At 53.7% G+C, this 15,435-nt stretch carries 12 protein-coding genes; 7 read left to right on the top strand and 5 right to left on the bottom strand.

Features of this window, described 5'->3' with window-relative positions; translation table 11 throughout:
* Positions 1-99 precede the first annotated feature (99 nt).
* Positions 100-1,404: a molybdopterin molybdotransferase MoeA gene (locus ACFVSO_RS19815; RefSeq protein WP_387476925.1), complete on the top strand. Its 1,305-nt coding sequence runs from the start codon at positions 100-102 to the stop codon at positions 1,402-1,404.
* On the opposite strand, the gene ACFVSO_RS19810 is transcribed toward ACFVSO_RS19815, so the two are convergent.
* Entirely contained in the window at positions 1,398-2,141 is a 744-nt protein-coding gene (locus tag ACFVSO_RS19810) for a hypothetical protein (RefSeq protein WP_387476749.1), read from the bottom strand. The genes ACFVSO_RS19815 and ACFVSO_RS19810 overlap by 7 nt on opposite strands.
* 140 nt (positions 2,142-2,281) lie before the next feature.
* Positions 2,282-2,701, bottom strand: a complete 420-nt coding sequence (locus ACFVSO_RS19805) for a hypothetical protein (RefSeq protein WP_387476747.1) — start codon at positions 2,699-2,701, stop codon at positions 2,282-2,284.
* Between the two features lie 76 nt (positions 2,702-2,777).
* Between ACFVSO_RS19805 and ACFVSO_RS19800 the strand changes: the two genes are divergently transcribed.
* From ACFVSO_RS19800 to ACFVSO_RS19780, 5 genes are all read left to right on the top strand, one after another.
* Positions 2,778-3,665 carry a YwmB family TATA-box binding protein gene (locus ACFVSO_RS19800; protein ID WP_387476745.1) on the top strand — a complete coding sequence of 296 codons (888 nt, stop codon included), beginning with the start codon at positions 2,778-2,780 and terminating at the stop codon, positions 3,663-3,665.
* Positions 3,666-3,954: 289 nt separating this feature from the next.
* Positions 3,955-5,511 (top strand): glucose-6-phosphate dehydrogenase, encoded by a 1,557-nt coding sequence (gene zwf / locus ACFVSO_RS19795; protein ID WP_387476743.1) that lies wholly within the window; start codon positions 3,955-3,957, stop codon positions 5,509-5,511.
* Between the two features lie 53 nt (positions 5,512-5,564).
* On the top strand, positions 5,565-7,151 hold the full coding sequence (locus tag ACFVSO_RS19790; protein WP_387476741.1) for a peptide chain release factor 3: 1,587 nt from the start codon (positions 5,565-5,567) through the stop codon (positions 7,149-7,151).
* Between the two features lie 186 nt (positions 7,152-7,337).
* A complete protein-coding gene (locus ACFVSO_RS19785; RefSeq protein ID WP_387476739.1) occupies positions 7,338-9,242 on the top strand; it encodes an FAD-dependent oxidoreductase in 1,905 nt (634 codons plus the stop codon).
* 142 nt (positions 9,243-9,384) lie between these two features.
* Positions 9,385-11,496 carry a serine hydrolase domain-containing protein gene (locus ACFVSO_RS19780; protein ID WP_387476737.1) on the top strand — a complete coding sequence of 704 codons (2,112 nt, stop codon included), beginning with the start codon at positions 9,385-9,387 and terminating at the stop codon, positions 11,494-11,496.
* 88 nt (positions 11,497-11,584) lie between these two features.
* Here ACFVSO_RS19780 and ACFVSO_RS19775 read toward each other — a convergent pair whose 3' ends face one another.
* From ACFVSO_RS19775 to ACFVSO_RS19765, 3 genes are all read right to left on the bottom strand, one after another.
* Positions 11,585-12,478 carry a glycine betaine ABC transporter substrate-binding protein gene (locus tag ACFVSO_RS19775; RefSeq protein WP_387476735.1) on the bottom strand — a complete coding sequence of 298 codons (894 nt, stop codon included), beginning with the start codon at positions 12,476-12,478 and terminating at the stop codon, positions 11,585-11,587.
* A 78-nt stretch (positions 12,479-12,556) separates the two neighbouring features.
* Entirely contained in the window at positions 12,557-13,396 is an 840-nt protein-coding gene (locus ACFVSO_RS19770; RefSeq protein WP_387476733.1) for an ABC transporter permease, read from the bottom strand.
* Entirely contained in the window at positions 13,383-14,597 is a 1,215-nt protein-coding gene (locus ACFVSO_RS19765) for a quaternary amine ABC transporter ATP-binding protein (RefSeq protein ID WP_387476731.1), read from the bottom strand. The genes ACFVSO_RS19770 and ACFVSO_RS19765 overlap by 14 nt, the downstream gene beginning before the upstream one ends.
* Before the next feature lie 253 nt (positions 14,598-14,850).
* Here ACFVSO_RS19765 and ACFVSO_RS19760 point away from each other — a divergent pair, with 253 nt between their 5' ends.
* A complete protein-coding gene (locus ACFVSO_RS19760) occupies positions 14,851-15,408 on the top strand; it encodes a GbsR/MarR family transcriptional regulator (RefSeq protein WP_387476729.1) in 558 nt (185 codons plus the stop codon).
* Positions 15,409-15,435 lie beyond the last annotated feature (27 nt).

Here is a 15,435-nt window from a genome sequence, read left to right as displayed (position 1 = left end):
CTCGCTATGCTACAATAAGAGCAATCATGAAGGGATTACGGAAGGGAACATTGCAGGGGTGGGGGAATCCGGGTGGCGGAGGAGATTAGCTTGGACAGCATGTGGAGCGGAGGAAGCGACGGCCGGTTCAACCGGCGCGCGATCAGGGTAGAAGAGGCGCAGCGGCGTGTACTTGCCGCTGCAGGCCAAACCGCAAGCGAGCAGGTGCCGCTTGCGGAAGCAGGCGGCCGCCGGCTCGCGCAGCAGCTGCTCGCGACGAGCGACTGGCCGCCCTTCGCGCGCGCCGGGCTCGACGGCTATGCCGTGCGCGCGGCAGACACGGCGCAGGCGTCGCCAGAGGCCCCGGCGGCGCTGCGCGTCGTGGACACGGTCGCGGCGGGCGGACTCGCCCTGGCGGCCGTACAGCCGGGCACAGCTGCGCGCATCATGACCGGCGCGCCTGTGCCCCGGGGGGCCGACGCGGTCGTCATGCTGGAGCAGACCGCGGAGGGCATGGCCGGGGGCGAGCGGACGGCGCTGGTGAAAGCCGCCGCCCGCCCCGGCCAGAACGTGGCTCCCCAGGGCGAGGAATTCCGCCTGGGGAGCCCTATCGCTGCGCCCGGCGAGCTGCTGCGGCCGGGCCACATCGCGCTGCTGGGGACGTTCGGCTATGCCGACGTGCCCGTATACAGGCGCCCCCGCGTCGCGGTATTCGCCACGGGGAGCGAGCTGCTCCCCGTGGCGGCTCCGCTCGCGCCGGGCCTCATCCGCGACAGCAATAGCGCGATGGTCGCTGCCATGATCCGCCAGCATGGGGGCGAGCCGCTGCTGTACGGAGCGCTTCCCGATGAGCCGGAGGCGGTGCGCGAGGCGCTCCGCGGCATCGTCGGGGAAGCGAATATGATCGTGACGACGGGAGGCGTATCCGTCGGCGATTATGATGCGATGGCGATTCTGCTTCGGTCTCTGCATCACTATGGGGGGGAGCAGCAAGAGTCCGGTGCTTCCCAGGATATGCTCTTGTTTAATCGTGTATCCATGAGGCCGGGCAGCCCGACATCGGCCGCCTGGATGGACGGCAGGCTTGTCCTGGCGTTATCCGGCAATCCGGGAGCCTGCTTCGTAGGCTTCGAGCTGTTTGGCGTGCCTGCTCTCCGCGCCATGCAGGGCGCCCCCTCTCCGTTTCACCGCAAGCTGCATGCAGTGCTGGCCCGGGATATCGGGAAAGGCAGTCCGCATGACCGCTACCTTCGCGTATCGCTGCAGTACAGAGAAGACGGCAGCGTCTACGCTGATCCGCTGGCCTTTGGCAAGTCAAGCATGACAGCTTCGATTGCGGAAGCGGAAGCGCTTGCCGTCATTCCGTCCGGCTCAAGCGGCGCCGAGGCGGGACGCATTGTAGAGGCATGGTTTCTGCCTCAATAATATTTGTTCAGGAGGACTCCCCGCATCGGAAGCGGCCAATAGGATTGCATAGCGCCATAATATATCGTGTAGGGATATGCAGCCGTGAACGGGAGCCGGAGCAAATCGATGGATTGGCGCTGCTCCGCAAAGCTGAGGGCATGCTTCAAGTCCTGGATAAAGCCGTCTGCACCGAGCAGCAGCCTGCGCAGCTTGCCGCTGTCTTCCAGAATGTCCGGCAGCTCTTGGCCAGATGTACCGCGCCTAGAAGGATTGTCCTGCACTCCTTCGCGTTCCGACGAGACGGTGCTGGAGCCATCCCAGCGCAGCTTGCCGTCCGAATCTCTGCGAATGCCAAGCTCTTCCTTGGCCGGATGGCGCAGCGCCAGCTCCATCGCTTCCCACACTTCCGGCTGCAGCTGTTCTTCATGCGAGCGGAAGCTACTCTCCAGCTCATTCATCATTCCCACCAGCTCATCGATCCGCGAACGAACGAATGAGGCGTTTTGTATGCCGTTGTCGCGGCCCAGCTCCTGAAGCATGCGGTCGAGACGCTTCTGCGCCTCTTGCGCATGCCTCAGCCATACCGCCGCGCTATCCGCCGCATCGCTATACATCCGATTCCAATCTTCTCTTTGCACGACGGAAGCTTGCTCGAAGTTGGTCAGCCGGTACGCCGCGTAGCGGTTCACCGGCTGCAGCTTCGTGTAATGCATCGTTCGTTCAATGCCTCGTATTGCCCGAGTATAAAGGGTCATGGTCCGTCCTCCCCCAAAAAATATTTTAGGCTCATCATAGCTTAAACAAGATGAGAAGGCTGGCGAATGGCGGAGGCGAAGCTTGGCGTTTGCAAGCGAAAGCGGAAGAAAGTTCTCCCCTTGCGCGCGGCTTCTGTCGATTACACGACCAGGAACACAAAAGCGATGTCGTCCAGGTCAAGCTTAAGCGTGTCGCTGGGGCTTTCATGGCGAGCGGACAAGGAAGGATTATGGTCCTCGGAAGCGTATTTAGTAGTGGAATGGGTCAGTCCCGCCGCCTTTGCCTTTTTCTTTTTCCCGTTCTTCTTGCCTGCTGACATCGGTTGTTCTTCCGCGGTCTTGCTTGGAGATTCGTCCGTCTCTGTCGGAGTAAAGCCGCCATTGTACGGTACTCTTCCGTAATGAGCGGGCTCGTCGTAAGGATTGCCCAGAACCAGCTTGCCGCTTTGGCAAGAGCGTATAATTCCAATTTGCCTGTAGCCTGATTTGAAGATCACCACCACCGGCATCCCGCCATACGTCGACAGCACTTCTTCTCTCAATGGATAAATCTGTTCCATATCACCGTCACCTCGCCAGTATTATTGCAACCAGTGTATTCACCCGCAGGGCGAACGTGTATAAGGAGGCAACGGTATGTATATTCCGGAAAAATCCGCGCTTCATCTTGGCGCTGGTTCATCGGCGCAAGCCGCCAAGCGAAGGCCCGCCCGTAAAAATCGTTTCTTTGGCATGGCGGGCGCCCTCGTTCTATTGACGGTGCTTATTCTCCTGGCGCTCCTTCTCTCTAAATCCGATACCCAAAACGAGTCCGCTATAAACCAGCTTTCGCATGATTTAACCAAGCTATGGGGTTGGGCCGACGAAACGATGCAAGGTGGTTCCTCAGCTGCAGACTGGCATTTGCGCTGGCAGGTAGAGGTGGCCGGAGAGGGAGATTATGAGCGCTTGGCCGATTTATTATTTGCCGATTCAGATGGAAAGCCGAGTGACAGGAACGTGTTGAATGAAGGGAAGACGATGCAAGGACAATGGTCGGGTCAAGGGGGCATGCTATCGCTGCATAAGGTGGAGGAGACAGAGTCCGGCGCGCGCCTGCTCGTGATGCTGGATCGCGATGCAGACAGCGATGTTCGGTTGAATGCGCTGCTCGCCGACGCAAAGGGAATAGCCGGAAGAATCGGACAAGTATCGCTAGCAGCAACCGCCAGCGTGAAGTCGCATGGGTTCGTGTCTAGCCCCGAGATGGCTTCACGGCTTGAGCGTCTGTCGCAAGGCAAAGCGCTGGAGGAATACCGGGACCGCGGAACGCAAAGCACGACATACAGCTCAGCGCTCTTGCAGACATCGAAGCCGATTGGCAAAGGGAGAACGGCGAATCTTCAGATAGCGGTTCATGAGCATACGGAGAAGCGGATGACAGAGTTGACGCTCGGTGTGCCGCTGATTACGGGGGAATTCGGCGCTGTTGAATCGGTCGAAGAAGCTGAGAAGACTGCCGTCGAGCTGCCCGCTGCCTACTAGGACGGGAGCTTTCCGGGCGCAACCCTTACTGCTAAAACGGCATGTCCTCGACGAAAACGAAAAATCGCTGTGCTGCTGCGGGAATATCCCTGTTTGACGCCACTGACGCCTTTTTTGCTGCAGATAGAGATGAGGGCAATGATACAAACATCTGATTATTCTGCAATCAGAAGAACTTGTGCAACTTATCATTATTTTTTATGAGCCGTTCAATGGCGAAAAAAGGGTGAATATGCTACACTACATAACATGTAATTCGTATAAAAATTCCATAGAAAGAATGAGGCATATGACTTACAATACGACTGTAGATTCGATCTCACCAGATGGCGCCGTTTATTATCTATTCGGTGCGACCGGCGACTTGGCCCGGCGCAAGCTATTCCCGGCGCTTTTCAGTTTATATAAAGAAGGCAAGCTGTCGGAAAACTTCGCGGTTGTTGGCCTTGCGCGCCGTCCCCGCACGAATGAGCAATTCCGCTCTGATCTGTATGATTCCATTAACGAATTTTGCCGCTACAAAGCGGATGATGCCGAGCTATGGAATCGGTTCACAGAGCACTTCGTCTATATGTCGCTCGACATTAATAATGTCGATGGCTTCCGTGAGCTGGACGCGTTGTCCACGGAACTGGACCAGAAGTTCGACATTCCGGGCAATCGCTTGTTCTATTTGGCGCTTGCACCTTCCCTGTTCGGACCTGTATCCTTCAACCTTCGTGACGGGGGCCTGCTGGAGTCCAAGGGCTGGCATCGCCTTGTCATCGAGAAGCCGTTCGGCTACGACCTGCCGTCCGCGCAGAAGCTGAACGAGCAATTGAACCAGGTGTTCAAAGAGGAAGAAATCTTCCGCATCGACCATTATCTTGGCAAGGAAATGGTTCAGAATATTCAAGTTATGCGCTTTGCGAATGCATTTTTCGAACCATTGTGGAACAATAACTATATTGCCAATGTTCAGATCACGCTGTCGGAGACGGTAGGCGTCGAAGAACGCGGTGGCTACTACGACAAGTCTGGCGCGCTGAGAGATATGGGACAAAACCATATGCTGCAGATGCTGACGATGATTGCGATGGAGCCGCCAAGCCGCCTGCATGGCGAAGATATTCGCGACGAGAAGGTGAAAGTGCTTCGTTCGCTGAGAGGCTACACTTCCGGCGATGACGTGCGCAAGAATGTCGTTCGCGGACAATATGCGGAAGGCAAAGTAGGGAACAAGGAATTGCTTGGTTACCGCCAAGAGGATTCCGTAGATGCAGAATCAGCGACCGAGACATATTTTGCGGCGAAAGTATTCGTCGACAACTTCCGCTGGGCCGGCGTTCCGTTCTACATTCGTACGGGCAAGCGGATGCCAGTGAAGACGACGGAAGTCGTCGTGGAATTCAAGTCTATGCCTAATAACGTGCTGTTCGCGCAGCGCCATGATCTGGCGCCGAACCTGCTCGTAATCCGTGTTAATCCGATGGAAGGCATCTATATCAAGATCAATGCCAAGAAGCCGGGCTCGGACAATGCGGTACAGCCTGTATCGATGGAGTTCTGCCAAAGCTGTCAGATCGGCATCAATACGCCTGAAGCGTACGAGCGTCTCATTCATGACGCTGCACGCGGCGATTCTACGTATTTCACCCGCTGGGATGAAGTGTCCCATGCCTGGGAATTCGTCGACCGCATTGCGCAAGCATGGCGCGAAGACAAGAGCGATCTCGCCTTCTATCCGGCAGGATCGTGGGGCCCGGAAGAGGCAGGAAAGCTGCTGGATGAAGAGGGCTTCCACTGGTGGCCGGTGAATGGCCAGGAAGAAGACAATGTCATTTGGATCACGAACAGCGGCAAATAGCATTCCAGCTATGCGTTGTCGTAAACCTTGCATAAAGTGAAGGGAAGGCAAGCATGAGTCAATCATTAAGTGATGAAATTAAACAGGAAGTGGACAGAAGGCGTACGTTCGCCATCATATCCCACCCTGACGCAGGAAAAACCACCCTGACCGAGAAGCTCCTCCTATTCGGAGGAGCCATTCGGCTTGCAGGGTCCGTCAAAGCGCGCAAGGCCAGCCGCCATGCAACATCGGACTGGATGGAGATTGAGAAGCAGCGGGGGATCTCCGTTACGTCTTCCGTTATGCAATTTGATTATTTGGACCACCGGGTCAACATTCTGGATACCCCGGGTCACCAAGACTTCTCCGAGGATACGTACCGTACGCTGACAGCAGCGGACAGCGCGGTTATGCTGATCGACGTCGCCAAGGGTGTCGAGGCGCAGACGATCAAGCTGTTCCAGGTTTGCCGCAAGCGCGGCATTCCGATCTTCACGTTCATTAATAAGTTGGACCGTGAAGGGAAAAGTCCGTTCGATCTGATGGAAGAGCTGGAGCAGGTACTGGGCATTCGTTCGGTGCCGATGAACTGGCCGATCGGAACGGGACGCGAGCTATGCGGCGTCTACGACCGCATGAAGTCACAGGTTGAGCTGTTCCAGGGCAACGATCATTCTACGATCGAGGTGCGGAAGGTCAGCGATTATAACGATTCCATTATCCGCGAGATGGCGGGCGATTATTTGACTGATCAGCTGATCTCGGAGCTGGAGCTGCTTGATGTCGCGGGCGATCCGTTCGATTATGAGAAGGTACAGGCGGGCGAGCTGACGCCGATCTTCTTCGGCAGCGCCGTGAATAATTTTGGTGTGCAGACGTTCCTGGAGAACTTCCTCCAGCTTGCGCCAAAGCCGACGTCACGGAACAGTACGGCAGGTCCTGTAGAGCCGTCGAACGAGAAGTTCAGCGGTTTTGTATTCAAGATTCAGGCGAACATGAATCCGGCTCACCGTGACCGGATTGCGTTCCTGCGCATCTGCTCGGGACGATTCGAGCGGGGCATGGCCGTCAAGCATATCCGCAACAAGAAAGAAATCAAGCTGTCGCAGCCGCAGCAATTTTTGGCTCAAGACCGTGATATTGTCGAGACGGCATATCCGGGCGATATTATCGGCTTGTTCGATCCCGGCATCTTCCGCATTGGAGATTCGCTCTCACAAGGCTCGGAAGTGGAATTCGACGAGCTGCCGACCTTCTCGCCGGAGATATTCTCCAAAGTGACGGTGAAGAATGCGCTGAAGCATAAGCAATACCAGAAGGGTCTCGACCAGTTGACGGAGGAAGGCACCATTCAGGTGTTCTACTCAACGGGCAACTTCGATGAGACGATTCTGGGCGTTGTCGGCCATCTGCAATTCGAGGTGTTCGAGCATCGTATGAAGGCCGAATACGGCGTCGATATCCAGCTGCACCGGATGACGTTCCAATTCGCAAGATGGATTGTGGATGAACAGATTGACCCCTCCAAGTTCCGGATCAACTCTACGCTGGTCAAGGATAAGAAGGGCAACTATGTCGCTTTGTTCGAGAATGAATATGCGATGCGGACAGCAATGGACAAAAACCCGAACTCCAAATTCTTGGAGACGGCTCCATAATTTGCTTAGGATAACAATCCTCCAACGGGAGCAAAATGCCCCGTAGGAGGATTTTTTTAGGTTTTCTTCAAATCTCTTAAGAAAATATTAACCACAGGCACTCTATGTTTTGGTAGACTGATAGAGGTACAGAAAATAGAGCAGTACAAAGGAGTGCATCCACGGAACGTTATGAAGAATCAAAAAATGAAATGGTTATTACCCGCAGGAATTTTGGTCATTGCCGCATGTATTTTGGTTGTGTGGTACGCAACAAGGTCTGATAAAGCCGGACCAACACCGGAGCCGACGAGTGTTACGGAGATTCCGCAAGTGGAGACACCTCAAGAGCAATATGACGTCATTGTTGTCGGTACAGACCCGGAGGGCGTAACGGCAGCGGTATCCGCTGCGCGCAATGGCCTGAAGACGCTGCTTGTTGACGGCAAGGATCGGGAGATATTGGGCGGATTATTCACGCTCGGATGGCTGAACAGCCTGGACATGAACCGCATGCCGGACGGCAAGGACTATTACAATAAAGGCTTGTTCAAGGAATGGTTCGATCTGATCGAAGGCGATTCCTTCGATATTACGACAGCTGCTAACGCATTCCACAAGCTGGTGGAAGCAGAGAAGCTGATTGAAGTGCGCATGGGCGCTAAGTCCATCGAGCCGATTGTAGAGAAGGCAGCTGACGGCACACAGGCCGTGAAAGGCGTCAAGCTGACGCTGGAAGACGGCAAGGAGCAGAATGTGAGCGCAAGCGCGGTTATCGATGCCACGCAGGACGCTGACATTGCTGCAGCCGCAGGCGCGGAGTTTACATTCGGCCGTGAAGATATCGGCGATAATAAACTGCTGATGGCAGTAACGCCGGTATTTACACTGAAGAATGTAACACCTGAAGTATGGGGCAAGATCAAGCATCGCTTAAACAACGACGAATATCCGGGTACTGGCGCCAATGATCAGAGCGCATGGGGCTACATTGAGATGTGGGATTACCCGTCTACGAACCCTGAGCGTATTCGTTCGCGTGGCTTCAACCTCGGCCGTCAAAATAATGAGACAATGCTGGTTAACTCCGTCCAAATATTTGGGGTTGACCCGTTTGACCCGGCATCGAAGGAAGAAGCTTACGAAATTGCCCGCAAGGAAATCCCGCTTATGCTGGAGCATGCGAAGAAGCTGTATCCTGAATTTGAGACGATCGAGCTTGGCGAATTGGCTCCGGAGTTGTACATTCGCGAGACGCGCCACTTGGTGGGCATGTATCGCCTGAATATGATTGATCTGCTGGAGCAGCGGACGCATGCGGATGATATTGCATTCGGTTCTTATCCGGTAGATATTCAGAGCACATCGTCGGCGAAGACGGATCGCGGCACGGTGCTGATGGCGCCGAAGCTGTATGGCGTTCCATTCGGAGCATTGGTTCCGCAAGAGGTTGACGGTCTGCTTGTCGTAGGCCGTTCCGCGAGCTTCGATACGCTTCCGCATGGCAGCGCGCGCGTGGTTCCGCTAGGCATGGCGACGGGACAAGCAGCCGGTGCGGCTGTGAAGATTGCAATGGATGAGAAAGTGACGCTTCGCCAGCTGGCTGCGGATGATGCTATGGTGCAGTCGCTGCGGACGCTGCTCACAGAGCAGGGCGTGGATCTGAAAGCACCAAAGACGGAGCCGTACAAGTTTATCAGCCATCCGGCTTATGAGGGGCTTAAAGTGGCTGCAAGCATCGGCATCGCGCAAGGCGCTTACGCGAATGACTTCCAATTGGACGCTGCATCCAATCCGCAGCGCATGCTAATGAATATGAAAGGCGTGCAGAAAGCATTCGCTGAAGCCTTCCCTCATTCGGCAGATGCCTCTGTAGGGGGCATAGAGGAACCGGCCAAACAGCCGCTAACGCTGGAACAGGCGGCATACACGCTCGCTCTGTCGCTCGAAGAGGGCGCGCAGAAGGAAGGCGCTCTGGAGCGTCTGAAGACGAACGGAACGCTGCTTGACGCTACGCTAGCCACGATCAAGGACCCGAACAACCTGACGAATGGCGATGTGTACATGCTGATTAAGGATGCGATTTCCTTCGCAGCAGGTGTTGTTTATTAAAAAAATAAAGTAACTCGGGAATTCAGCCGTCGGCGCTAATCATAGCGCCGGCGGTTTTTTTACTGCCAAAATGATGAAACGATTCCAGCTCCAATCTCGTAGATAGGATAGAGTCTAGCAAATAAAGGAATGGAGTGAGAGATTGAAAACTTTATCGGTACGATCCTCTTTCTGGTTCAAATCTGTCGTAGCAGCAACGTTGTCGCTTACGCTTCTGACACCGGCCTTCCAGGCATCGGCTGCCGAAGCGGATACGCCTGCGGCGGGCAAGACGCTGGATGCCACGAGTGCAACAGCGTTCCTGGATGATCTCTTTGCGGCAGAGACGACCAAGCCTCATTATGTTGGAGCTTCTGTCGTAATTGTGAAGGATGGTCAAGTACTTGCGCAGAAGGGCTACGGCTATGCTGATCTGGAAGGCAAGAAAGCTGTAGATCCCGCAACCTCGGTCTTCCGTATCGCTTCTGTGTCCAAGAGCATTACGGCGGCAGCGATCATGCAGCTGGCCGAGCAGGGCAAGCTTGGTCTGCAGGATGATTTCACGAAGCATATCAACGACTTTACATTGCAAAATCCATTCAACAAACCGGTTACGATTGAGAATCTGCTGACGCATACAACCGGATTTGAGATCCGTGATCCGAAGCCAGAGGATATCCATCAAGATTTTGAGAAAGTTGTTGAAATCGAGGATTACGTCCGTGCGAATGTGCCTCCGGTTGTCAGAGAGCCGGGCAGCTCCTACATGTATGACAATTATGCTTCCATGGTATTGGGCTTGATCGTAGAGAAGGTAAGCGGAGAGCCGTATGCCGACTACATAGAGAAGCATATCTTCAAGCCGCTTGGCATGGAGAGCAGCGGGTTCCTGCTTGAAGGCAAGCTGAAGGACAACCTGGCTGTCGGCTATGGACCAGCGAATACGCCAATCGAACCTTATGCCTTGACGCCAACCGTGATGCCGCAAGGCGGCATGTTGTCCACGGCTGAGGACATGAGCAAGTTCATGCTGGCATTCCTAAGCGGCGGCACGAACCGTATTCTGTCTGAGGATTCCGTGAAGCAGATGGGAGTTTACCGCTCCTATATTCATGAACTTATCCCGAACACGACATACGGCTTTGAAGCTCCGTTCCAGATTCCGGGCGCGGGCAGCAGCTCGAAAGTGATTACCAAAGCCGGTGATTTGGGCGGCTTCAGCTCTTATTTATTTTTTATCCCTGAGCAAAACACAGGTGTATTCCTGACCTACAATCAAAACGGAGCACTGCGCAACCTGCTCTACCCGCAGTTCATTTCGACCTTTTTCCCGCAATATGCGGCTCCGGCTAAGCTGGATGCGTACGAGGCGAAACCTGGCGAACTGGCCAAGTTCGCAGGCTTCTACTCCGACTTGCGCCTTAATGTGTTGAAGACAGCCGTTCAAGGCGAAGAAAAGCTCGCGATTCATGATGCTTTTCTAGGGACGAGAGAGTTGAAGCAAGTGGACGATAATCTGTTTGTTGATCAGCTAACCGGTCAGTTCACAGCGTTCAAGCTTGACGCGAGCGGTAATGCGCTCTATATGAAAGAGCCGTATCTGAATCCGTTCGGCTACGCGAAGAAAGGCGACGCTGCGGCGGGCTATGCGGACATCTCGGCCGACCATCCGTACGCACGAGTCATCCATGGACTTCAATCGTTAGGTTATTACGAAAATAAAGGCAACCAAAACTTCTATCCAGAACAGGCTGTAACAAGAAGTGAATTTGTGAAAAATGCGCTTTCGATGTTCACGGTTCCGGCAAGCAAAACGGAGCCGACTGCTTTCACGGACTTGGCTGGCCATCCGAATGCTGGCTACGTGCAGGCAGCATTCGAGATCGGACTCGTTCAAGGCAATGGCAAAGGCAGCTACAAGCCGGATCAAGCGATTACCCGTCAGGAAGCGGCAGCTATCCTGTGGAGAATGCTTGTCGGACAATACTCGCCGGAGGTATTCGCAAGCATTAAGCTGGCTGAAGGTACAGATGAGTGGGCTGTCGACGCTGTACGCGCATTGATTGCATTCCAAGTTCACGGACCTGAGGTACAACAGAGAGAAGACGGAACAATCGACTTCCTGTCTGGTAAAATCTTGAACCGTGCGGAAGAAGCGGCATTCTTGTTCTCGCTGAACTTCTCTCCGGCAGATCAAATCTATGCTGCGCTGCTGCAGCAAGCACAGGCTGCTCCTTCCGAGGCTCCTGCGGCTGAAGCGCAAGAAGCTGCTTAACAGGCACTTATAGAGCAAAAAAGAGGACACCGCGATTGCGGTGTCCTCTTTTGTTTGAATCATTTTGATAGGATGACGCGTTATAGAATTATTTCAACCAAGCGTCAACTTTGTCCGAGTTGGCTTCAACCCATGCTTTGGCTGCATCTTCCGGAGATGCGCCTTCAACGATTTGAATCATAACTTCAGCCATATCATCAGGGGACCATTCGAACGCATCCAGGAATGCGTAGGCTTCCGGTTGATCGTCTTTCAAACCGTTACGAACGATGGTGTGGATTTGCTCATCTTGTCCATATACGCCCTTAGGATCTTCCAGATACTTCAGATCCATCTTGGCGAATTTCCAGTGAGGCGTCCAGCCCGTTACGATAATCGGTTCTTCGTTGGAATAGGCTTTCTCCAGTTCTTGCGTCATAGCTGCAGATGAGCTGGAGAGCAGCTTCCAGTTACCGGCCAAGCCGTATTCTTCTAGAACTTTCTCAGTAGCCATCATCAGACCAGCGCCCGGCTCAATTCCCACTATGGTGTGTTTAACGGAATCGCCAACAGCGTCATTCAAGTCTTCGATGCTTGTAATGTCCATATAGGAAGGAACGACAAGACCAAGCTTCGTACCGTTCAGATTCGGGCCAAGATCCTCGAATTTACCTTCATTGTCCTTCACATAAGTTTCATGAGTCGTTGGCAGCCATGCGGCTACCATTGCATCAGCGCTGCCGTTCGCAATGCCTGACCACATCGGGCCTGCGTCAACCTGCAGCATATCGACCTTATAGCCGAGCTTCTGCTCCAATACTTCCCTAACGACATTCGTGCTGGCGATCTCGGAATCCCAAGCCACATAAGCGAGCTTGATTTCCTTCTTCGGATCTTTTGCGGTGCCGTTACCGTCTCCGTTAGATCCGCCGTTTCCGCATGCTGCCAGCAAAGCTAGAGCTGTTACTACCGCTACGATTAAACTCCATTTTTTCAACTTCATCAAATCACTCCTAAAAAAGTTTTGTGAAGCAATACTGCTTCGAAGGTATAAAAAGATGGCTTGGTAAGCGTCATTTCATCAGGATTGCTTTTCGGTGCGTTGAACGACCTTTTGCGTAAGCCGGTCCAATATAATGGCCAGGATGACGATGGCAAGACCTGCCTCGAAGCCCACACCTGTCCGGCCTTGCGTAACCGCACGGTAGACATATTCCCCGACGCCTTGGGCGCCGATCATCGATGCGATAACGACCATGGACAGGGACAGCATAATCGTCTGGTTAATGCCTGCCATAATGGTCGGCACAGCGATAGGCAGCTGCAGCTTGAACAGCTTCTGAAGCGGGGTGGAGCCGAAAGCGTCCGCCGCTTCCACCAGCTCGCTCGGTACTTGCCTGATCCCCAGATTGGTTAAGCGGATCGTAGGCGGGATGGCGAATATAATGGATGAGATAACGCCGGGTACGACGCCGAGTCGGAAGAAGGTTACGGCCGGAAGCAGATATACGAATGCAGGCATCGTTTGCATGAAGTCTAACAAGGGGGTAAAGATTCTCTGCATCGCATTGTTTCTGGCGCATAAGATTCCGATCGGTACGCCAATCACGACGGATATAATGGCGGCTGTCAGGACAAGCGCAAGGGTCTGCATCGTCGGGCCCCATAAGCCCAGATTCTCGATAATAAGCAGACCGATAGCGGTGAAGAGAGCCATCTTCCACTTGCCGAGGAACCAGGCCAGCACGACGAATAGAGCGATGATGACGAGCGCCGGAAGTCCTCTAAGCACGTCGTCAAGCCCGTTGACAGTACCGCCGATGATCATGCCGATGAAGTCGAACAGCGGCCCCAGATTATTTTCGAGCCACTTCTCGATGCTCTCAATCCAATTTGCGAGCGGAATTTTAGGCAGATTCATGGGAGCCACCTCCATCCAGCAGCGAGTTGCCATTGCCAGCGAGTGCGGCAAGCACAGCGCCTTTGATGACGACGCCTTTGAGGCGTCCTGTGTCATCGATAACTGCGACAGGCAGCTTCGCGTTGCCCATCAATTCAAACAATTCATTCAATAGCGAGTCCGGAGAAGTGACAGGCACTTCCTTCTGCATGATGTCCTCAAGACCCTTCGTTTCCTTCACAGCCGCTGCCGCATCTTCAGCTGACACGAGTCCGAGCAGCTTCATCGAACGGTCAACGACATACAGGCTGGACACGCCTCGATCACGCATGAATTGGAGGGCGACGCGCGGACCTTTATCGATCGTAATCGTCTCCGCCTTCTCCATCGCGTGGGATGCGGTTAGCACCTTCGACAGGTCGACGTCCTCAACGAACCGCTCCACATATTTGTTGGCCGGCTGCATCAATATTTCTTCCGGCGACCCGATCTGAACGATGCTGCCGTCTTTCATTAACGCGATTTGGTCTCCGATCCTCAGCGCCTCATCCAAATCATGCGTAATGAACACGATCGTTTTTTTCATTTTGGTCTGAAGCTCCAGCAGTTCGTCCTGCATATCCTTACGGATAAGCGGATCAAGCGCGCTGAACGCCTCATCCATCAACAGCACTTCCGGATCATTCGCGAGACCCCGCGCCAAGCCGACACGCTGCTGCATGCCGCCACTGAGCTGATGCGGGTAGCTGTTCTCGTAGCCCGATAGCCCGACGAGCTTCAGTGACTCCATCGCCATCTCGCGCCGCTTCTTCTTCTCGATCCCCTGGATCTCCAAGCCGTATTCGATGTTCTGAATGACGGTCCGGTGCGGGAAGAGCGCGAACTTCTGGAATACCATGCCGATATTCTTCCGGCGGTATTGGCGCAGCTGCTCCGGGTTCATCTTCAAGACGTCATTCCCGTTGAACAGCAGTTGTCCGGTCGTAGGCTCGATCAAGCGGTTAAGCAGCCGGACTAGCGTTGACTTGCCGCTGCCTGACAAGCCCATGATGACGAAGATCTGACCGGATTCAATGGAGAAATCCGCTTGATTGACGCCAACGGTCAGCTTCGATTCCTTTAATATTTTCTCTTTGGACCAACCTTTCTCCAGCAGCGGTATGGCCTTTTTCGGATCATCTCCGAAAATCTTGGTTAACTGTTTGGCTTCTAAAATCGCCATTTAACGTTCCCCTTTCGTGCCCCCTCGTGGAAAAATTCGACTCTACTAGTGTAGTTGGATAACTTTGTTATGGTCAAAGAGCGTGAGCCAGCGTGAGGAGTGTACAGTTATAACTTTACAAACTTTACGTACAGAATACTCCGTATAACTCCGTTTTTCGATCCGATTGCCTTCTTTACATCTCTGAGGGCAATTGATTACAATAGCTGTAGTAAGTTTGAAGGGGTTTGGCGTACGATTTTGGAGGGACAATATGGACGAGCTTGCGGGATTGACGGAAGAGCAGCGGGCCAAACTGCTGCATACAAGAAGACGCGTCATTGAATCGATCGGCAAAAACATGGACTTATACGGTATCACGTTATCGATCGGCCATTTATACGGGAATATGTATTTCAATCAAACTCCTGTTACGCTCGATGAGATGAGCCAGACGATGGGCATGAGCAAGACGTCGATGAGCACGGGGATGCGAACGCTGCATGATTTGAAGATGATCAATAAAGTATGGGGCAAAGGCTCGCGGAAGGATCTGTATGAGGTTGTCCCGGATTGGCATCAGAACTTTGCCGATTTCTTCTCTATTAAATGGAGGAAGGCCCTGGAACAAAACATGATCGCGCTTGGCCGCAGTATGAAAGAGATCGATGCGCTTATTGCAGAGCATGATGAGGATGAAGCCTTCAGAACACTGCTTGAAAGTGACAAATCGAAAATCGACGAAGCGTTAAAATATTATAAATGGCTGGACCGTCTGATCGATTCATTCGAGTCTGGAGAGATCTATCAGTATTTTCCAAAAGAAGATTAGGAACGACAACCGCAGCTGCCTATCAGC

Origin of the sequence: Paenibacillus sp. NPDC057967 (assembly GCF_042887015.1) — a bacterium.
Lineage (GTDB): Bacteria > Bacillota > Bacilli > Paenibacillales > Paenibacillaceae > Pristimantibacillus.
Note: the sequence above shows the minus strand (reverse complement) of the source record. Positions and strands in the feature narration are given on the sequence as shown.